This window comes from Salegentibacter tibetensis (assembly GCF_020164485.1).
GTDB classification, from domain to species: domain Bacteria; phylum Bacteroidota; class Bacteroidia; order Flavobacteriales; family Flavobacteriaceae; genus Salegentibacter; species Salegentibacter tibetensis.
The window spans coordinates 36,246-55,501 of sequence record NZ_JAIQZA010000019.1; the positions used below are offsets into that span (position 1 = coordinate 36,246).

The 19,256-nt window shown below is 37.6% G+C and carries 19 protein-coding genes; 11 read left to right on the top strand and 8 right to left on the bottom strand.

Annotated features, from left to right (window positions below):
- Positions 1–28: 28 nt before the first annotated feature.
- The gene (locus tag LB467_RS11120) at positions 29–3,160 is read right to left on the bottom strand and encodes a UvrD-helicase domain-containing protein (protein ID WP_224474112.1); all 3,132 of its coding nucleotides are present in this window, start codon (positions 3,158–3,160) and stop codon (positions 29–31) included.
- Between the two features lie 166 nt (positions 3,161–3,326).
- Here LB467_RS11120 and LB467_RS11125 point away from each other — a divergent pair, with 166 nt between their 5' ends.
- Complete coding sequence (locus tag LB467_RS11125) at positions 3,327–3,935, top strand: superoxide dismutase (RefSeq protein ID WP_224474113.1); 609 nt, start codon at positions 3,327–3,329, stop codon at positions 3,933–3,935.
- A 587-nt stretch (positions 3,936–4,522) separates the two neighbouring features.
- On the opposite strand, the gene LB467_RS11130 is transcribed toward LB467_RS11125, so the two are convergent.
- The 4 genes from LB467_RS11130 to purN all read right to left on the bottom strand — a co-directional run bounded on the left by LB467_RS11130 (position 4,523) and on the right by purN (position 8,552).
- Complete coding sequence (locus LB467_RS11130) at positions 4,523–6,421, bottom strand: amidophosphoribosyltransferase (RefSeq protein ID WP_224474114.1); 1,899 nt, start codon at positions 6,419–6,421, stop codon at positions 4,523–4,525.
- Positions 6,422–6,488: 67 nt separating this feature from the next.
- Positions 6,489–7,412, bottom strand: a complete 924-nt coding sequence (locus tag LB467_RS11135) for a PfkB family carbohydrate kinase (protein WP_224474115.1) — start codon at positions 7,410–7,412, stop codon at positions 6,489–6,491.
- Between the two features lie 73 nt (positions 7,413–7,485).
- Positions 7,486–7,953, bottom strand: coding sequence for a ribonuclease HI (gene rnhA, locus LB467_RS11140; RefSeq protein ID WP_224474116.1), 468 nt, complete (start codon positions 7,951–7,953; stop codon positions 7,486–7,488).
- Positions 7,953–8,552 carry a phosphoribosylglycinamide formyltransferase gene (purN, locus tag LB467_RS11145; protein ID WP_224474117.1) on the bottom strand — a complete coding sequence of 200 codons (600 nt, stop codon included), beginning with the start codon at positions 8,550–8,552 and terminating at the stop codon, positions 7,953–7,955. Before purN ends, rnhA begins: the two co-directional genes overlap by 1 nt.
- Before the next feature lie 148 nt (positions 8,553–8,700).
- Here purN and LB467_RS11150 point away from each other — a divergent pair, with 148 nt between their 5' ends.
- From LB467_RS11150 to pyk, 5 genes are all read left to right on the top strand, one after another.
- Positions 8,701–8,937, top strand: coding sequence for an acyl carrier protein (locus LB467_RS11150; RefSeq protein WP_013069791.1), 237 nt, complete (start codon positions 8,701–8,703; stop codon positions 8,935–8,937).
- Between the two features lie 16 nt (positions 8,938–8,953).
- Entirely contained in the window at positions 8,954–10,207 is a 1,254-nt protein-coding gene (gene fabF, locus LB467_RS11155) for a beta-ketoacyl-ACP synthase II (RefSeq protein WP_224474118.1), read from the top strand.
- Between the two features lie 11 nt (positions 10,208–10,218).
- Positions 10,219–10,950: a ribonuclease III gene (rnc, locus tag LB467_RS11160; protein ID WP_224474119.1), complete on the top strand. Its 732-nt coding sequence runs from the start codon at positions 10,219–10,221 to the stop codon at positions 10,948–10,950.
- A 113-nt stretch (positions 10,951–11,063) separates the two neighbouring features.
- Positions 11,064–11,552 carry an IPExxxVDY family protein gene (locus tag LB467_RS11165; RefSeq protein ID WP_224474120.1) on the top strand — a complete coding sequence of 163 codons (489 nt, stop codon included), beginning with the start codon at positions 11,064–11,066 and terminating at the stop codon, positions 11,550–11,552.
- Complete coding sequence (pyk, locus tag LB467_RS11170; protein ID WP_224474121.1) at positions 11,552–12,982, top strand: pyruvate kinase; 1,431 nt, start codon at positions 11,552–11,554, stop codon at positions 12,980–12,982. Before LB467_RS11165 ends, pyk begins: the two co-directional genes overlap by 1 nt.
- Positions 12,983–13,041: 59 nt before the next feature.
- Here the strand turns inward: pyk and dinB are convergent, their stop codons facing one another.
- Positions 13,042–14,145, bottom strand: a complete 1,104-nt coding sequence (gene dinB, locus LB467_RS11175; protein ID WP_224474122.1) for a DNA polymerase IV — start codon at positions 14,143–14,145, stop codon at positions 13,042–13,044.
- Between the two features lie 165 nt (positions 14,146–14,310).
- Between dinB and LB467_RS11180 the strand changes: the two genes are divergently transcribed.
- The 5 genes from LB467_RS11180 to LB467_RS11200 are packed head-to-tail and all read left to right on the top strand — an operon-like array spanning position 14,311 to position 17,216.
- Positions 14,311–14,976, top strand: a complete 666-nt coding sequence (locus LB467_RS11180) for an NAD(P)H-binding protein (protein WP_224474123.1) — start codon at positions 14,311–14,313, stop codon at positions 14,974–14,976.
- The gene (locus LB467_RS11185) at positions 14,977–15,444 is read left to right on the top strand and encodes a CYTH domain-containing protein (RefSeq protein ID WP_224474124.1); all 468 of its coding nucleotides are present in this window, start codon (positions 14,977–14,979) and stop codon (positions 15,442–15,444) included. It abuts the gene before it with no gap.
- A gap of 9 nt (positions 15,445–15,453) precedes the next feature.
- Positions 15,454–15,954 carry a YciI family protein gene (locus tag LB467_RS11190; protein WP_224474125.1) on the top strand — a complete coding sequence of 167 codons (501 nt, stop codon included), beginning with the start codon at positions 15,454–15,456 and terminating at the stop codon, positions 15,952–15,954.
- Positions 15,955–15,990: 36 nt separating this feature from the next.
- Positions 15,991–16,272, top strand: a complete 282-nt coding sequence (locus LB467_RS11195) for a GNAT family N-acetyltransferase (protein WP_224474126.1) — start codon at positions 15,991–15,993, stop codon at positions 16,270–16,272.
- A gap of 17 nt (positions 16,273–16,289) precedes the next feature.
- Positions 16,290–17,216 (top strand): DUF5996 family protein, encoded by a 927-nt coding sequence (locus LB467_RS11200; RefSeq protein WP_224474127.1) that lies wholly within the window; start codon positions 16,290–16,292, stop codon positions 17,214–17,216.
- A gap of 192 nt (positions 17,217–17,408) precedes the next feature.
- On the opposite strand, the gene trxA is transcribed toward LB467_RS11200, so the two are convergent.
- Entirely contained in the window at positions 17,409–17,708 is a 300-nt protein-coding gene (trxA, locus tag LB467_RS11205; protein ID WP_224474128.1) for a thioredoxin, read from the bottom strand.
- 141 nt (positions 17,709–17,849) lie between these two features.
- Entirely contained in the window at positions 17,850–19,256 is a 1,407-nt protein-coding gene (locus LB467_RS11210; protein WP_224474129.1) for an efflux transporter outer membrane subunit, read from the bottom strand.

The following is a 19,256-nucleotide window of genomic DNA, read 5'->3' on the forward strand; positions in this document are numbered from 1 at the left end:
TCTATTTTTTTACAAATTTACATTTCTTTTAAACAAGGCGTACTTTAAGCGTTTTATTTGTATAAACAAGGTTTTTACTGCCTATAATGTAGCCCATATCCTGTAAAATCGAGGCATAATTATTAATTTGAGTTTCGTGAGAAGCATTGAACTTTCCGGTTTTGTAATCTATAATATTCACGGTGTTTCCCGAAAAATTAATGCGGTCTGGCCTAAGTCTTTTACCTTCCGGACTTAAAATGTCGCGTTCGTTATAACTTGTTGCGTTTTCTGTAAAGTATTCTGAAAGTTGCGGGTGACTCGTAATTTCAACAAGTAATTTTTCTATTTTCTCCGCGGAATCTTTTGTGATTATTCCATTGTTTACAGCTTGGGCAACAACAGGTTTTACCTGGTCCTTGTAATCTATTTGCGCCAGTAATTCGTGCAGGATTTCTCCTTTTTCAATCGCTTCTTCCTGCTTGCTGTCCCACAGCATTCCCGATTTTGTAACGATATTCACCGCCTTATTCTGTGTTGCTGAAGAATAAAATTTTTCAGAAATAATATTTTCTGAAAGCTTTTCTTCTGAAGTTGTCGGGATCCCAATTTCTCCAAATTCATAAACATTGATGTTAGGATCCCATCTCCCGATGTTTTTTAAAAAACCGATCAATAAACCTGAAGTTTTATAAGCTTTTTCATTGCCTTTTGCATCTATTTCTTTCTTACTCAACAAATATAATTGCTGAGAAGCCCTTGTACAGGCTACGTAAAGCACATTTAAGGTGTCAAGTTCCTTTTGATGAATTAGCTCTGTATAAATCTCGGAGGCCTTCGGACCCCAATTCAGCATTTTATCTGAAGCGCTTAGGTAATTCATTGGAATTTCATTTAAAGGCGGCTCCATAGGTAGCCAAAGCGAATCCATTCGAGTGCTTTTTGAATCGGAATTTGCATAGGGATAGATCACTACCGGAAATTCTAAACCTTTGGATTTATGAATCGTCATTATTTGTACAGCATCTTCAGCTTTAGGAACCACAATGCTTAAACTTTCTTTTTCCTGAAGCCATAAATCAATAAAATCAGCTATACCGGCAGTTGCTTTTTGTGTGCTTTCAAAAATGAAATCGAGAAAAAACTGTACGTAAGCATTGGAAGTTTCTACCAGTGAGAAGCTTCGAATAATATATTCAGCAGCTTCATAGACGGAAAGGTGCTTTATTTCATCAAGATTAAAATGGATATCATAATCCTTTAACCAATGGAAAAATGCTCTTCCGTCTTTGGGTAAATTCGCCGAAATAATAAGGTAGTGGTTTTCTATTTCAAGAAAATCAGCCAGGAAATCAAAAAGCTCCAGTTTTAAGGTGTTGTCTTTGGGGCTTAAAGAAAATTCCAACAAATGGGCAATAAAATTTACTTCGGGGGAATTAGCTACCAGTAAGGTTTCCGAAGAAACCACGGGAATATTATTCTCGCTTAAATAACTCGCAATAGTAATACCTTCTTTCTTTTTGCGGGTTAAGATGCAGATATCTCCTTTTTTAAACTTTTTATCCTCCAGATTTTGAATAATTTCGAGGATCTTTTCAGGATAAATCTCGTGTTCTTCAGCAATATTTTCGGCTTCAATAAAATTGATATTCACATAGCCAAAATCCCCTTTTCTAGGATTTTGCTTACTTTCTTCAAATAAATTGCAATAAGCCGGATGTTGTAAAGTGCCGGAGGCATAATTGAATAAGCTATTGTTGAAATTTACAATCTGGCTCCCGCTTCGGTAATTATCTGGTAAGTTTGCTACCCGTTTTTCAATACTAAATGGATTGGTATCTAAGCATAGGTCTATAAACTGCTCGGCTTTGCCACCGCGCCACCTGTAGATAGATTGTTTCGCGTCGCCAACCAACATCGCGCTGGCGGGATCTTGAATATTTTCAGAAGAAAGTTTGTTGTCTATAAGCGGGATCAGGTTTTCCCACTGCATTTGCGAAGTGTCCTGAAATTCGTCTATAAAATAATTTTGATACCGCTCACCAAGCCTTTCGTAAATAAAAGGTGCCGGCTGGTCTTTAACCTGCGCGCTAATTTTTGGGTTAAATTCTGAAATAAGGATTAGATTGCGCTCTTTTTTTATAAGCTCCACTTCCTGGTTTATGGCGTTAAGCAAAGAGAGTTGGGTAAGATTCTTTCTAATTGCACTTAGAAAATCCAGATTTAAGTAAGCCCTTTTCGAAATCTCGAAAAGACTAACTATTAAAGATTGGATACTATCCAACGCATCCTTAGCAGCTTGATTTTTATTTGCTTTTGCATAAAGAGGAGCAGTTTCCAGCTTTTGCATCCAGGATTTCTCAAAACCGTCTATGGATTTTTGATCCCTTAATTTCACGAAATGCTTATAAACGTATCCCCCGCTAAAATCTTTTTCTTCGATATTGTTATTTTCAACCAGATCGAAAAATTCGTGGCTTGTTTCAGCAATTAGATCTTCGGTATTTTTAATTTCTGAACTTATTCTTTCCTTGAATTTCCGAAAATCTTCTGGAGTTTTTCCTTTAAGCTTTTTCAGCGCTTCCTGGTGATTTTCGCCAATAAGTAATTCAGAAATCTCAAAAAGGTCTTTCGCGATATCCCAGCTCTTATCATCATCGGTTTTACTTACGGCAAAAGCGATTAGTATTTTGGTGAGATCTTTATCGGTTCCGGCTTTGCTTATAAGTCGGTCTACGGCTTCCGTCAGGATTTGCCGGGTGTTAAGGGCAATTTCAAAATTTACCGGAAGACCAAGATCCTTAGCGAAAGTTCTAAGAACCCTATGTGTAAACCCGTCTATGGTTGATACTTCAAAAGCAGCGTAATTATGAATGATGCTTTTCAAAATCTTTGCTGCCTTTGTTTTGAGGTCAGTTTCAGATAAACCGGTTTCTTCAGAAATAATTTTAAAAAGAGGATTATTGGCAGCAGTAGTTTCTTCAGCAGTAAAACCCCTTAAACTACTTATAATTCTTGATTTCATTTCATCTACCGCCTTATTGGTAAAAGTAATTGCGAGGATATTTTTATAAGCGTCATGTTTTTTACTTTTAAACAAGAGAAGTAAATACTCCTTAACAAGGGTGAAAGTTTTTCCCGATCCCGCAGAAGCATTGTAAATGGTAAAGTTATTATTCAAATAGGTTGGATTTTAGAGAAGATTATAATTTTTAAAGGTAAAATAAAAAAGTTTTGTACTATACGCAGGCTTTTAAGTATTTTATAACACTAAAATGTTTCTATTAAATAGCTTAATACCTAAATTTGAGTGAATTTATTACTAATCACTAAAATATTATATACAAATGGCTTTTGAGTTACCAAAGTTAAAATATGCATTTGATGCATTAGAACCACATATAGATGCAAAAACCATGGAAATACACCATGGAAAACATCACGCAGGTTATACTAAAAAATTGAACGCTGCAATTGAAGGTACTGATCTGGAAGGAAAAACCATAGAGAATATCCTTGAAAATCTTGATAAATCTAACACAGCCGTAAGAAATAACGGAGGTGGATTTTATAACCACAGATTATTTTGGGAAATTATGTCTCCAGATGGTGGCGGAAAACCAGAAGGTGAACTTGCGAAAGCAATAGATACCGCATTTGGATCTTTTGAAGCTTTTAAAGATGAATTTTCTAAAGCGGCTGCTGGACAGTTTGGTTCCGGATGGGCCTGGCTTTGTGTTCAGGAAGGTGGAAAAGTAGAGATTTGCTCTACTGCAAATCAGGACAACCCTTTAATGCCGGGAATCGGTTGTGATGGAACTCCAGTTTTAGGTTTAGATGTTTGGGAACACGCATATTACCTAAATTACCAAAACCGTCGTCCAGATTACATTGAAGCTTTCTTTAATGTAATTGACTGGAAAGAAGTAGGAAGCAGATATGCGAAGCAGAAATAATATAATTAGTATTTCTTAATATATTAAAAGACCGCCTTTAGAGCGGTCTTTTTCGTGCCAGAATGTTTAGAATAAAAAAAGGTGGATTTTTAGATCCACCTTTTTTTGCCCCAAATCTACCATGAACTTAACCTACTTATGTTATGGTGATTCTAAAGTATACTGAATAAATCTTGCTCGCAACTTTTTTAGATCAACGGCATATTTATTAGTTAAATCATTGAAAATCAAAAATAAATGTAAGAAAATGATGTTTTCTGTGGCTTTGAAATCTTTACTTAAATAAGTTAGGAGGCTGAATAAGATCAATAAAGATCAAAGACGTATTTATCTGTTAAAGTATTGAATATCAAAATTTAATGTAAGAAAGACTGAATTTTCATGTCAGTTCACTACGGTATTGTTATAATGGGAAAATTTATAATTCGGGTACAAATAAAAAAAGGCGGATTTTTAGATCCACCTTTTTTTGCCCCAAATCTACCATGAACTTAACCTACTTATGTTTATGGTTCTGCTAAAGTATATAAACTTATTCCTGCAAAAAATCATTTTAGACGAAAGGCAGGAAAATTTGTTTAAATGCACTAATAGGCTCTTCCTGCGGTTCCTTCGTAGAAATTAATAAAAGCCCTATTCACTACTCTATTACCTCCAAAGGTTGGATAATTCCCTGTAAAATACCAGTCGCCCAGGTTTTTAGGGCAGGCTTTATGTAAATTATCTACTGTTTGGTAAATTACTTTCACATCTGCTCTTACATCGGTATCACAAAGTAATTCTGAAATTTTATCAGAAATTTGCTCATCGGTAAAAGGCTCGTAGATTTCCTTTACGAAGTTCTTAACCTCTACATCGGCAAGATCTACCTGTAGTTTACATTTTTCGTAAACTTTCTCTACCATATCGTATTGTTTGTTTTCCTGTAAAAGTTCCAGGGCTGCTCTAAAAGCAACAAGATCTTCCAGTCGTGCCATATCTATTCCGTAACAATCTGGATAGCGAATTTGCGGAGCCGAAGAGACTACTACAATTTGTTTTGGGTTTAACCTGTCCATCATTTTAATAATACTCTTCTTTAAAGTGGTTCCCCTAACAATGCTGTCATCTATAATTACCAGGCTGTCTTCCGGCTTTACCACGCCGTAAGTCACATCGTAAACGTGAGCTACAAGATCGTCCCGGCTGCTATCTTCAGTAATAAAAGTTCTAAGCTTAACGTCTTTAATCGCAATTTTTTCGGTACGTAGGCGGTGTGCTAATATTTCCTGAAGTCGCGCATCAGTTAATGTTTCCTTTTCGGCAAGGATAGCATCGTTCTTCTGTTTGTTCAATTCATCCTGTGCTGCTTCAACCATTCCGTAGAAACTTGTTTCCGCAGTATTCGGAATAAAAGAGAAAACTGTATTTATAGTATCGTGGTCTATAGATTTTAATACTTCAGGCATCAATAAACGCCCAAGCATCTTACGTTCTTTATAGATCTCGGCATCGCTTCCGCGGGAAAAATAAATACGCTCAAAAGAACAGGCTTTTCGCTCTAAAGGTTCAAGAATTTGTTTGATGTTAACCTCGCCGCTTTTTTTGGTAATAATAGCGTGTCCCGGCGGTAGTTCGTGTACATCATCAAAATCTACATTGAATGCGGTTTGAATTACCGGCCTTTCTGAGGCAACTACTACAACTTCGTCATCTTTATAATAATAAGCAGGGCGAATTCCCGCCGGATCACGTAAAACAAAAGAATCACCGTGCCCAAGTAAACCGGCCATAGCGTAACCACCATCCCAGTTTTTAGAGGATTTCCTAAGTATTTTGGCAACGTTTAATTTTTCAGCAATAATAGGGGATGCTGAAACTTTTGAGAAACCTTGCTTTTTTAATTTTTTATAAAGTTTTTCTACTTCTGAATCCAGGAAATGACCAATTTTTTCCATAACCGTAACGGTATCGGCCTTTTCTTTTGGATGCTGTCCTAATTCTACCAGGTTGTTAAAAAGCTGGTTAACATTAGTCATATTAAAATTTCCCGCAACAATCAGGTTACGGTGCATCCAGTTATTTTGCCGAAGAAATGGATGTACATTTTCTATACTGTTTTTCCCGAAAGTTCCGTAACGAACGTGACCAAGATAAACTTCCCCTACATAAGGGATGTGTTTCTTTTGCAGGGAAACATTTTCGGCGTACTCAGGGTTAGCTTTAATTTCCTCGTTGATCCTGCCGTTAATCTGCTCGAAAATATCCTGAATGGGCTGTGCCGCATTCGATCTAATTCGACTTATATAACGATCTCCTGGAGCGGTACTCAATTTGATGTTGGCAAAACCGGCACCATCTTGGCCGCGGTTATGCTGTTTTTCCATCATTAAATACATCTTGTTAATCCCATAAAAGGCAGTACCATATTTTTCTTTATAGTATTCCAGGGGTTTTAACAAGCGTATTTGTGCAATTCCACATTCGTGTTTTAGGGCGTCACTCATAGTAAATGCTTAGCGGATTTTATTCCGGCTTTATATAAAAAATGCCCTGAATAATCAGGGCATAGGTTTAGGTTAATGCTATTTCAAATTGAGTTAATTTCTTAAACTCTTCGAGGCGAGAATCAACTTCATCGGCTGAAAGTTCCTGCATTCTTTCGGTACCAAATTTTTCTACGCAAAAAGATGCGAGATTGGAGCCGTAAATAATGGCGTTTTTCATATTCTCAAAGCTAATGTCTCCGGTTTTGGCGAGATAACCTGCAAAACCTCCTGCAAATGTATCTCCGGCGCCGGTTGGATCAAAAACTTCTTCCAGTGGAAGGGCGGGAGCAAAAAACACCTGCTCTTCGTGAAATAATAAAGCACCGTGCTCTCCTTTTTTAATCACTACATATTTTGGACCCATAGTAGCGATCTTTTTAGCAGCTTTTGCCAAAGAATATTCGCCTGAAAGTTGTCTGGCTTCTTCATCGTTAATCGTAATCACATCTACTTTGCTTATCACTTTCTTTAAATCTTCCAGGGCATTATCCATCCAGAAATTCATCGTGTCCAGGATTGCCAGTTTTGGAGATTCAATTTGTTCTAAAACGCTAAGCTGAACAAGTGGATGCAGGTTGCCCAACATCACAATTTCAGAATCTTTATAAGCATTTGGTACTACTGGATTAAAATCGGCGAGTACATTTAATTGTGTATCTAAAGTATCTCTGGAATTTAAATCGTTATGGTAACGACCGCTCCAAAAGAAAGTTTTTCCGCCGGGAACCACTTCAATTCCATCAATATTTATATTGTTTTTAGTAAGCAGGTCCAGGTATTTTTGTGGAAAATCATCTCCAACAATAGATACCACCGCGCTATCTACATTAAATTGTGAGGCTGAAAGCCCAATATAGGTTCCTGCACCTCCAAGAATTTTATCGGTTTTCCCGAACGGGGTTTCAATAGCATCAAAGGCTACAGTGCCTACAATCAGTAATTTACTCATAATTTGATTTAAAAAATGTGCTGCAAATATACAGTTTGTTTTTCAAGGGCTCAATCAAAATAGGAGGTTCGTTTTAACTTTGCTGAAAACCTTCATCTATTAAAAGCCTTTTTTCTTTTGAGGCAGCTACCGCTAAAGCGTCGCAGCGTTCGTTTTGCGGATGGTCATTATGTCCTTTTATCCACTTAAAACTTACATTATGTTTGCGAAATTCTTTCAGAAATTCTATCCAGAGATCGGAATTTTTACGGTCTTTAAAATTTTTCTTTTCCCAACCAAAGACCCATTTTTTGTTTACCGCATCAGCTACATATTTTGAGTCGGTAAAAACAATAGCAGCAACACCGGGCTTTTTCAGCTTTTTTAGAGCGTCAATTACAGCCAGCAATTCCATCCTGTTGTTGGTGGTATGTTTAAAACCCTTTGCAAATTCTTTGCGGTAAGCTTTTCCTACCCATTCCATCACAATTCCGTAACCACCCGGGCCGGGATTTCCTCTCGCGGCACCATCGGTATAAATGTGTACCTGGACTGTTTGCACTACTGCGATTTCTTTTGAAGTAATTCCTGAATAATTTCCGGGAAGTGTTTGTATTCCAGTTTATGAATCTTTTGGGCGAGCGTTTCAGGCGTATCTTCTTCTGAAATTTCTATTTTTGCCTGAAAGATCACTTCCCCTTCATCATAATTTTCATTTACATAATGAATACTGATGCCGCTTTCTTTTTCTTTATTCTGAATAATGGCTTTGTGAACATTCATACCGTACATTCCTTTTCCTCCATATTTTGGAAGTAGTGCCGGATGAATGTTTACAATCTTATTAGGAAACTTTTTTAGGATGTCTTTTGGAAACATCCACATAAATCCTGCTAAAACGATTAAATCAGGATTTATATCGTTCAAAATATGCAGAACATCGTAACTATTATAGAGTGCATCACGATCAAAATGAAGGGCTTTAACATTTAAATCATGTGCTCTTTTTAGTACTTTTGCCGATCTTTTATTGGAGAACACCGCTACCACACTGGCATTGGGCGACTTTTGGAAATATTTTATGATATTTTCAGCATTGGTTCCTGAGCCGGAGGCAAAGACAACTATTTTTTTTTCTTTGATATGTGCTGGATTGCTCAAAATAAGCTTGTTAACAATTATTAGAATGTAAAATTAAGCCCTTTCAATGAAATTTATGTAAATTACAACCACATTTTTAAAGTAAAAATCGGTTTTAAAATAAAGTTTTTTATTTTTGCCACCTAATCAAAATTAAAATAAAAGTATTATGTCAGACATTGCATCAAGAGTAAAAGCGATTATCGTTGACAAGTTAGGTGTTGACGAGAACGAGGTTGTTAACGAAGCGAGCTTCACAAATGACCTGGGTGCTGATTCATTGGACACTGTGGAATTGATCATGGAATTCGAAAAAGAATTCGACATCCAGATTCCTGATGACCAGGCTGAGAACATTGCCACAGTAGGTCAGGCAATTTCTTATATTGAAGACGCAAAAAAATAAAAAGAGTATAGACCATATGGAGTTAAAGCGAGTTGTAGTAACGGGCCTGGGAGCCCTAACCCCCATTGGTAACAATATTGAAGAATATTGGGAGGCTTTGGTAGCCGGAAAAAGTGGTGGTGCACCTATTACCTATTTCGATACTGAAAAATTCAAAACCAAATTCGCTTGTGAACTCAAAAATTTTGACCCGCTGGATTTCTTTGACCGAAAGGAAGTAAGAAGGCTGGATAGGTTCGCCCAATATGCCATTGTCGCTTCGGATGAAGCGATAAAAGATTCCGGCATCAATCTGGATACTGTAGACAAGTACCGTGTTGGTGTGATATGGGGGGCCGGAATTGGCGGATTGGAAACTTTTCAAAACGAAGTTATAAACTTCGCGACGGGAGATGGTACACCAAGGTTTAATCCTTTTTTTATTCCTAAGATGATTGCAGATATTGCTCCGGGTAATATCTCCATTCGTCATGGGTTTATGGGAGCAAATTACACTACGGTTTCAGCCTGTGCATCTGCGGCAAACGCTATGATAGATGCATTGAATAATATAAGGCTGGGACACAGTGATATTATTGTTTCCGGAGGTTCTGAAGCCGCGGTAACTATGGCCGGTATGGGTGGCTTTAATGCTATGCATGCCCTTTCTACACAAAACGATAATCCCGAAACAGCTTCAAGACCTTTTGATTCTACACGGGACGGATTTGTATTAGGAGAAGGCGCTGGAACACTTATTCTTGAAGAATATGAGCACGCCAAAGCCAGGGGAGCTAAAATTTATGCTGAAGTTCTTGGAGGAGGTTTATCTTCTGATGCTTACCATATGACCGCGCCCCATCCTGAAGGTAACGGAGTTGTTGCAGTTATGGAAAACTGTCTTAGAAATGCAGAAATGAAACCCGAAGACGTAGACGCCATAAACACGCACGGAACTTCTACTCCATTAGGTGATGTAGCCGAACTGAAAGCGATAAGCAAAGTTTTTGGAAATCATGCCAAAACAATGAACATCAATTCAACAAAATCAATGACCGGGCATTTGCTTGGTGCCGCTGGTGCCGTAGAGGCAATTTCGGCAATTTTGTCTATGAAACATGGAATAGTACCACCTACTATCAACCACGAGCACAAAGACGAGAACATTGATCCAGATTTGAACCTTACGCTAAACAAAGCTCAAAAACGTGATGTAAAGGTGGTAATGAGCAACACGTTTGGGTTTGGAGGGCATAACGCCTGTGTGTTATTTAAAAAGTTTGAAGAATAACCTATTGTATTATGGGCGTTCTTCGAAATATATTAAATTCCCGTTCTGACAAAGGCGGGAATTTTTTTTCGGTTTTATACAAAATGCTGGGGTTTAAACCCAAAAATATTCTACACTATCGTAAAGCCTTTACACATCGTTCCTTAAATATAAAAGATGAAAAAGGTAATGCTATAAGTTTTGAGCGACTGGAGTTTTTGGGAGACGCAATGCTAAGCGCTGTAATCGCTTCCCATCTTTTTAAAGCAGTCCCCGGCGGTAATGAAGGTTATCTTACCAAAATGCGTTCTAAAGTAGTTAGCCGAAAACATCTAAATGAACTCGGGAAAGACCTTGATCTTATAGATCACGTACAAACCAATATTCCGAAAGATCAATTTGGAGCTAATATTCACGGCAATTTATTTGAAGCGCTCATAGGTGCGATTTATCTTGACAGGGGCTATAAATATTGCAAACGCTTTATTTATGAAAGGGTAATAGATCCTTATGTAGATATAGAGCAATTAGAAGGGCAGGTAATAAGTTATAAGAGCCTTTTTATAGAATGGTGTCAAAAAGAAAAACGGGAATTCGATTTTGAGGTTTATGAAGATACCGGAAATGACGAGGTGAAACATTTTGCCGTAAAATTACGCTTAGACGACAAGGTGGTGGCTAAGGCGCGGGCAACCTCGAAAAAGAAGGCGGAAGAAAAAACCGCAAAAAGAGCCTTTTATGCACTTCAAAATAAAATCACTTAAAATTGTGAAATTAGCGCAAACTATAACGTTTTCGTAGATAAATATGAAGTTTTGAGGGTATAAAGCTTCATTTTTCTCAATCTTATCTTATCTTTAGCCTTAAATTAAAAGTTATGCAATCGCATAAAATGCTGCTTGAGGATGTTGAGGAAGATGAATTCGGCTTAATAGCGCTTTATAGTGATTTAGAAGAATACAAGATGGCTTATCTATTAAATAAGTATCTTAAGCTTCAATTAAAAAGAGAACGTAGAGATATAGACTTCAATCACAAATCGGTAGAAGCATACTACGCTCATTATTCCTTTAAAGATCCGGCAAATTTCAGGTCTTATCACCTGGTTGCTAACAAGTTTAAAGGAGAACCGAAGAAGATATTAAGTTCGGGTTCTTTATTTGAAGAAGAAGAAGTTAGACCTTTGCAGGTAAACCTGGTTCCTGATTATAAAAAGGTGGATTTCTTTCTCAAAATAGACGAGGAACTAAGTCAAAGAGACCTCAATTTACTTGTTAATGCTATAAGCCAAATACCACAAATTAGAGCAGTTTATAAAATTGACACAGATTTATTAAAATCCAAACAAAATTTAATTTTTGAATAATGCCAACAAATAAGAAAACTAAAATAGTTGCTACCCTCGGTCCGGCAACTAGTTCCAAAGAAACCTTAGATAAAATGCTCCAGGCCGGAGTAAACGTGTTTAGAGTTAACTTCTCACATGCTAATTATGATGATGTAAGAGAACGCATTAAAATGATTAGGGATTTAAACAAGGAAAAAGGTTACAATGCCGCAATCCTTGGTGATTTACAAGGCCCTAAACTGCGTGTAGGAGTAATGAAAGACGAGGTTGTAGTTTCTGAAGGTGATGAAATTGTTTTCGCCACCGGAAAGGAATTTAAAGGAACTGCTGAGCGTGTTTATATGAATTACGATACTTTTCCACAGGATGTTTCTGCGGGAGAGCGTATTCTTTTAGACGACGGAAAGCTTATGTTTGAAGTAATAAGTTCAAATAAAAAAGATGAAGTTAGAACCCGGGTTATCCAGGGTGGACCTTTAAAATCTAAAAAGGGAGTAAATCTTCCGAATACCAATATTTCTCTTCCTGCTTTAACAGAAAAAGATGTAGAAGATGCGATTTTTGCTTGCGAAATGCAGGTAGACTGGATGGCACTATCTTTTGTGCGTCACGCTGAAGATTTAAAAGAACTTCAGGATCTAATTAAGAAGCACAGCGATTATAAAATTCCGATCATTGCTAAAATTGAGAAGCCGGAAGGTGTAGCGAATATCGATAAGATCGTGGCTTATTGCGACGGCTTAATGGTTGCGCGGGGAGATTTAGGGGTAGAAATTCCTGCCCACGAAGTTCCGCTTATTCAAAAGAAACTGGTGCTTACTGCTAAAAAAGCAAGAATTCCGGTAATTATCGCCACACAAATGATGGAGACCATGATCACCAGCCTTACGCCTACCAGAGCTGAGGTTAACGATGTGGCCAACTCTGTTATGGATGGTGCCGATGCCGTAATGCTTAGTGGAGAAACTTCAGTAGGACAATACCCGGTGCAGGTTATTCAGAAAATGGCTCAAATTCTGGCTACAGTAGAGAACTCTCCTTTGATTAAAGTTCCTCACGACCCGCCACATGTGCGCACCAAACGTTATATAACTAAATCTGTTTGTTACCACGCGGCGCATATGGCCAACGAAATTAAGGCTAAAGCTATTTGTACACTAACCAATAGTGGTTATACCGCTTTCCAGATTTCTGCCTGGAGACCTGAAGCACATATTTTAGTATTTACATCTAATAACAGAATTTTATGCCAGCTTAGTCTATTGTGGGGTGTAAAAGCTTTCCATTACGATAAATTTGTAAGTACAGATGAAACTATCGATGATATAAACCGGATCGCAAAAGAGAAAGCATTCGTTGAAATCGGCGATTATACCATTAACCTTGCAGCGATGCCAATTGGTGAAAAAGGAATGGTAAATACCTTAAGGGTTTCTGAAATAGAATAATTGAAATAATTTAGAAACAAAAAAGCCGCGAATGCATGGTATTCGGGGCTTTTTTGTTTCTAAAACTCAAACTTTAGCTGGACTTCAATTTTCTTTTCTTCTGAAGATTTCTTCTCGTTTTTCTCGGTATTTAAGTTTGAAAGGGAAATGCCCAAAAGACGCACTGAATTTTTCATTTTTTCCTGGTATAATAATTCTTTGGCGTTCTCCAAAATCAGCTCCTTGCTGGAAATAAAAAAAGAGATGGTTTTACTGCGGGTTTGCAAGGTGAAATCGCTGTATTTTATCTTGAGGGTCACGGTTTTTCCGGCGACTTTACTTTTTTTAAGTCGGTGTTCTATTTCTTCAGCAATATTTTCCAGCCTTTCCAGCATAAAAATTTCCGAAGAGATATTTTCATTAAAGGTGCGTTCGGCACCAAGTGATTTTCGTATTCTGTTTGGTTTTACTTCGCTAAGGTGAATGCCGCGAACCACATTAAAATAATGCGCACCACTTTTTCCGAATTTTTCTGTTAAATATTCCTGCGATTTTTGTTTAAGATCTTTTCCGGTAAAAATGCCCAGCATATACATTTTTTCGGCGGTCACTTTTCCCACGCCGTGAAATTTCCTGATGTCCAGAACTTCCAAAAACTCTTCAACTTCTTCGGGATTTACCGTTTTTTGCCCGTTGGGTTTATTAAAATCGCTGGCAATCTTGGCGATAAATTTATTGATAGAAATCCCCGCGGAAGCATTTAATCCAGTTTTCTCTTTAATTTTCTCCCTGATTTCCTTCGCTATAAGACTCGCGCTGGGATTACCTTTTTTATTTTCGGTTACATCAAGATAAGCTTCATCCAAAGAAAGCGGCTCCACAAGATCGGTGTACTCCAGGAAAATTTCCCTAATGCGTTGTGAGAATTCGTGGTAACGTTCAAAGCGAGGTTTTACAAAAATAAGCTGGGGGCAATTTCGCTTTGCAATCACGCTACTCATAGCGCTTTTAACGCCAAATTTACGAGCTTCGTAGCTGGCGGCACTAACTACCCCTCTTTGTGAACTTCCTCCCACAGCAATTGCCTTACCGCGCAAGTCGGGATTGTCCAGTTGCTCTACCGAGGCATAGAACGCATCCATATCAATATGGATAATTTTACGAATTGGAAGTTCTTCGATCACTTTACAAAGTTAAAGAAAGAAGTATTGGTTTCGTATTTCTTAATGAAGCAAGCTTTCTTAAAATTTCGTTAGGGCATAGACCTGGACGGCATATTTTGTTTATATTCTTTACTGAAAGCTAATATTGTTTATTCAAGCAATTATTAACCGTCAAAAAAATAATATATGCCAAAAACAGCAATAATTTTAGGGGCTACCGGCCTTACCGGGGGGATATTACTTCAGCAATTACTTGAGGATGATAGGTATGAAAAGATTAAACTTTTCTCGAGGAATTCAGTAGAAATAGACAATCCAAAAATCGAGGAACATTTAATAGATCTTTTTAAACTGGAGGAACATAAAGAAAAATTTACCGCCGATGAGGTTTTTTGTTGTGTGGGTACCACAAAAAAGAAAACCCCAGATCATGACACCTACACCAAAATAGATCGCGGGATTCCTATTACGGCTGCCAAACTTTGCAAAGAAAACAACATAGATACTTTTCTGGTGGTTTCTGCGCTTGGCGCCAATCCTAAAAGTCGGGTGTTTTATAACCGCACTAAAGGGAAAATGGAAAAGGAAGTTTTGGAGGAGGAAATTAAGCACACTTACATTCTGCAGCCTTCTCTTATTACCGGCGAGCGGAAGGAAAGCCGAAGTTTTGAAAAAATAGGAAAAGTAATGCTCAGCTTTATCAATCCTTTTTTCCTGGGAACTATGCGAAAATACAAATCTATTTCAGCTGAAAGTATTGCTAAAGCGATGGTAGCTATTGCCAATACGCCTGAATTAGATGTGCAAAGAATTCCCTCAGATGAAATTAAAAATATAGCACACAATAATTAGATGCGGGAAATTGAACGTAAATACCTTGTGGTTTCAGACGATTTCAAAAAGGAATCATTTAAGAATTTTCATATAAAACAGGGGTTTTTAAATACCGATCCTCAAAGAACGGTGCGATTAAGAATTACAGGCGAGAAAGCATTTTTAACCATTAAAGGAAAATCTTCTAAAAACGGACTTACCCGATTTGAATGGGAAAAGGAAATCGATAAAAATGAAGCTGAAGCCCTTTTTGAACTTTGTGAACCCGGGGTTATAGAGAAAACCCGGTATTTAGTGGAAACAGGTGATTTTGTTTTTGAAATTGACGAATTTTACGATGAAAATGAAGGCTTAACTGTTGCGGAAATCGAACTGAATACGGAAACCGATACCTTTCAAAAGCCTGAATGGCTGGGGAAGGAAGTTACCGGTGAAATAAAATATTATAATTCACAATTAAGTAAAAGACCTTATAAGAACTGGTAAAGCTTTAAGATGAAAAAATTAATTTATATACTCGTTTTTCCATTCCTAATAGTTTCCTGTAATGATATTCCGCAACAGGAGCGCGGAATTCCAGGCCCCGAAGAAGTTGTCGCAAAGAAGCCCAAGATAAATATAGATTCCGTGGAGAAGGATTTAAAACAAAAAGGCTATCAAACCTTTAGATATGAAGAAGGCGATACCACTTATTTGATGCAGCAGTATTATATGGTTTTTCTGAAAAGAGGCGAAAACCGAAGTCAGGATTCTACCGAAGCCGCCAGATTGCAAAAAGAGCACCTGGCCTATTTAACCAGAATGGCCGAAGAAGGTTATGCCAGTTTAATTGGTCCATTTGGTAGTGACGGAGAAATTCGCGGAATCGCAGTTTATAATACAGCAACCCGGGAAGAAGCCGATAGTTTGGCAAACCAGGATCCTATGGTGAAATCTGGCAGGTTAAAAGTTGAAGTTCATCCCTGGTGGACCGCAAAAGGAGGAAAGCTTAATTAAGCCTGAAGGATACGAGTAATTTTAAAGAAGTGAATTATGAAGATTGAACAAAATGATGAAGGAAGAAAAGGCTTTTTCCAGGCTTTAAAAGACCAAAAACAAGCTGGGAAGATGACTTATACCTGGGCCGGAACAAGAAAATTTATAATAGACCATACGGAAGTTGATTCAAATTTTAAAGGCGAAGGTGTTGGTAAAAAGATGGTTGAATCTGCAGTAGATTTTGCTAAAGAGAATAAATTAAAAGTAATTCCGCTCTGTCCTTTTGCTAAAAATGTAATAGAAAAAAACCCAGAATTTCAAGAAGTGCTTGCCTAATTTTTAAGCGTATTATCATGAAAACTTCTTCACTTCCAGATTTGAAATATGTGAGCTTCGAAAAGGAGAAACTCACGCTTCATCTCTTCCTGCAAATTGTGGGTAAAATCAGGTTAAAACTTACACCCCGAAAAAATCACTGGTGGTATGTCACCCATTATATCACAGAAATGGGATTCAGCACCGGGCCGATTCCCTATAACAATGGATTTAGCAGTTTTTCTATAACTTTTAATGTAAGTAAACATCAATTGGATATACAAACCAGCGAAGGTGGTTTTGAAACCTTAAAACTTGAAAATGGTTTATGCGTAGCGGAGTTTTATACTCAAGTTTTTACGATTTTAAAAGAGTTGAACATCTGGGTGAAAATTGTTGAGAAACCTTATGATCTTGGAATTGAAAATGAATTTTCAGCAATTTCAGAATATCATCATTATGATGAATCTTATGTTGAAAAGCTATGGAAAGGTTTATTATGGATAGACAGTGTTTTTAAAGAATTTAGCGGACGATTCTGCGGAAAAACCTCTCTTGTTCATTTATACTGGCATTCTATGGATATAGCTGTGACAAGGTTTTCCGGGAAAAAAGCACCAAAAATGCCCGCTGAAGCAAGAATTTCAGATAAAGATGCTTATAGCCACGAATGTATAAGTTTTGGCTTTTGGCCAGGAGATGATAAGGTGCAGGAACCTGCATTTTATTCCTATACTTTTCCTAATCCCGAAGGTATTGAAAACGAAGAATTACGACCGGCTTCTGCAAGCTGGGAAATGAGTAACGGAAGTCCAATTGCTATTCTTACTTACGCAAATCTAAGGGAAGAGGAAAATCCGAGGCAGGCTTTGCTGGATTTTATAGAAAGTGCTTATCATGCCGGCGCAGAACTTGCAGGCTGGTCCATAGAAGATTTCAAGGTCCAGGATCTTGAAAACCTTTGAGAGACCAAAGAATTTATCTGAAAAAAAAAATAAACTATGTTCGCTACGTTAACTGCGAACCCTTTTTAGGGTGAAGCAATCTGTTGTAGGAAATGTAATGTTGTAGCGAAGTAAGTTTAAATTCAACAGATTCCTTCAGTCGTGCCTACTTCTCAATGACGAATAGATTGAAATTTTTTTCCTTTGTATTTTTTATGAATTAGAATTGATAATATCTATAATCTCCGCTTTCTGTAAAACGCCCGATTGTCTCCAAAGTTGTTGCCCGTTTTTAAATAGCATCATGGTAGGTACTCCGCGCACCTGGTATTTTCCTGCCAATTCCTGGTTTTTATCTACATCTATCTTTACGATTTTGACTCCGTCGCCTAATTCTGCTTTTACGTCTTTTAGAATTGGCGCCAGCGTTTTGCACGGTCCGCACCAATCTGCATAAAAATCGACTAAAACTGGTTTTTCATCTTTTATAATTTCACTGAAATTGCTTTTCATAATTGAATAATTTTATACTTTCTTAAAGTTACTGAATTTCCAGGTTTAGTCGAAAATAAATCCAATTAGCAACAAAAAAACAGCCCCGAAATAATTGCGGGGCTGTTTCTTCAACAATTAACAGAACAAATTCAACAAAAATTATTGCCAGCCGCCTCCAAGGGCTTTATAAAGATTTACAATGGAATTTAATTTATTGTATTCAGCATTAATCAGGTTAAGCTGAGAATTTAGAGCGTTCTCCCTTGCGGTTAAAACCTCCAGATAATTTATTAAACCATTATTAAGCAATTCTTCTGAATAACCTGATGCCTTATTGTAGGCCTCATATTCATTTTCAAGAATTTCAATACGTTCTGTACTCGCCTCATAGTTGGAAAGCGCATCTGAAACCTCCCTGCCGGCTATCAAAATAGCCTGTTTAAAGTTTAGTAGGGCTTCTTCCTGTTGCGCCTGCGAAACCTCATATTGCGTCCTTATTTGTCTTTTGTTGAAAACAGGTTGTAATAGAGAAGCACCAAAATTGGCAAAAAGGGAATTTACATTTAATAATTTATCCAACTCCAAACTCTGCAGACCACTTGCAGCGGTTAAGGTAAGCGACGGATAAAAATCGGCCCTTGCAGCATTGGTAAGTTCAAAAGCGTTTATAAGCCCGTATTCGGCTGCAATCACATCTGGCCTGTTTCTTAACAATTGAAAAGGCACCCCGGTGTTAAGCGACGTTATAATATTCTGTTCCGAAAGATCGGTTCTTTCTATTTGTTGAGGTCCTTCCCCAAGCAATATAGAAAATGAATTCTCCAGCAAACGTATTTGATTTTTAAGCTGAACCACCAATGCTTCGGCCGTGTGTAACTGGGCTTTGGTTTGCTGCACCCCAACTTCGGTAACATTTCCCGCCTGTTTTAAAGCTTCTGTAGTTTCAAGGCTGCTTTTCCTGGTTTCTACCGTTTCTTCAGCAATTCTAAGTTGCTCATCAAGGCTAAGTAACTGGTAATAATTATTGGCAATGTTAGCAATAAGCTGGGATTTAACTGCCTTATGCGCAGCTTCACTTTGTAGGTAAGCCGCGGTAAAAGCCCGGTCATTACTTCTAATTTTTCCCCAGATATCGGCTTCCCAGGATAGGTTTCCGGTTATATCATATTGAGTGATGCTCCCGTCAAAGAAAGAACCGAACTGACTGTTTGGAGAAAGAATTTGGTGAGTAATCCCAGGTCCTGCGCTAAGAGTGGGGAAATAACTGGCTCTACCTTGTTTCGCATAGGCTTCGGCCGCCAGCATTTGCTGGATGGCAATCCTTATATCTATATTGTTTTCCAGGCCTTCTGCAATATGGTTTTTCAGAATAGGATCGTTAAAAATTTCGGTCCAGGAAATTGCAGCCATATTTAAAGAATCCTGCGGAAGATTATCTGTTCTATACAATTCTTCAGAAACTTCTTCTATTTCAGGACGTTCGTATTCTTTTGCAGCAAAGCAGGAAACCAGTAAAAATGGTAAAGTTCCAGCCAGCAAAAATTTATATATACTATTCTTTCTCAT

What these genes read in the sequence shown, in the direction of transcription:
- LB467_RS11125 (WP_224474113.1), top strand. Translation starts at nt 3,327, where the DNA reads ATGGCTTTTGAGTTACCAAAGTTAAAATATGCATTTGATGCATTAGAA.
- LB467_RS11130 (WP_224474114.1), bottom strand. Translation starts at nt 6,421, where the DNA reads ATGAGTGACGCCCTAAAACACGAATGTGGAATTGCACAAATACGCTTG.
- LB467_RS11135 (WP_224474115.1), bottom strand. Translation starts at nt 7,412, where the DNA reads ATGAGTAAATTACTGATTGTAGGCACTGTAGCCTTTGATGCTATTGAA.
- LB467_RS11150 (WP_013069791.1), top strand. Translation starts at nt 8,701, where the DNA reads ATGTCAGACATTGCATCAAGAGTAAAAGCGATTATCGTTGACAAGTTA.
- fabF (WP_224474118.1), top strand. Translation starts at nt 8,954, where the DNA reads ATGGAGTTAAAGCGAGTTGTAGTAACGGGCCTGGGAGCCCTAACCCCC.
- rnc (WP_224474119.1), top strand. Translation starts at nt 10,219, where the DNA reads ATGGGCGTTCTTCGAAATATATTAAATTCCCGTTCTGACAAAGGCGGG.
- LB467_RS11165 (WP_224474120.1), top strand. Translation starts at nt 11,064, where the DNA reads ATGCAATCGCATAAAATGCTGCTTGAGGATGTTGAGGAAGATGAATTC.
- pyk (WP_224474121.1), top strand. Translation starts at nt 11,552, where the DNA reads ATGCCAACAAATAAGAAAACTAAAATAGTTGCTACCCTCGGTCCGGCA.
- LB467_RS11180 (WP_224474123.1), top strand. Translation starts at nt 14,311, where the DNA reads ATGCCAAAAACAGCAATAATTTTAGGGGCTACCGGCCTTACCGGGGGG.
- LB467_RS11185 (WP_224474124.1), top strand. Translation starts at nt 14,977, where the DNA reads ATGCGGGAAATTGAACGTAAATACCTTGTGGTTTCAGACGATTTCAAA.
- LB467_RS11190 (WP_224474125.1), top strand. Translation starts at nt 15,454, where the DNA reads ATGAAAAAATTAATTTATATACTCGTTTTTCCATTCCTAATAGTTTCC.
- LB467_RS11195 (WP_224474126.1), top strand. Translation starts at nt 15,991, where the DNA reads ATGAAGATTGAACAAAATGATGAAGGAAGAAAAGGCTTTTTCCAGGCT.
- LB467_RS11200 (WP_224474127.1), top strand. Translation starts at nt 16,290, where the DNA reads ATGAAAACTTCTTCACTTCCAGATTTGAAATATGTGAGCTTCGAAAAG.
- trxA (WP_224474128.1), bottom strand. Translation starts at nt 17,708, where the DNA reads ATGAAAAGCAATTTCAGTGAAATTATAAAAGATGAAAAACCAGTTTTA.
- LB467_RS11210 (WP_224474129.1), bottom strand. Translation starts at nt 19,256, where the DNA reads ATGAGAAAGAATAGTATATATAAATTTTTGCTGGCTGGAACTTTACCA.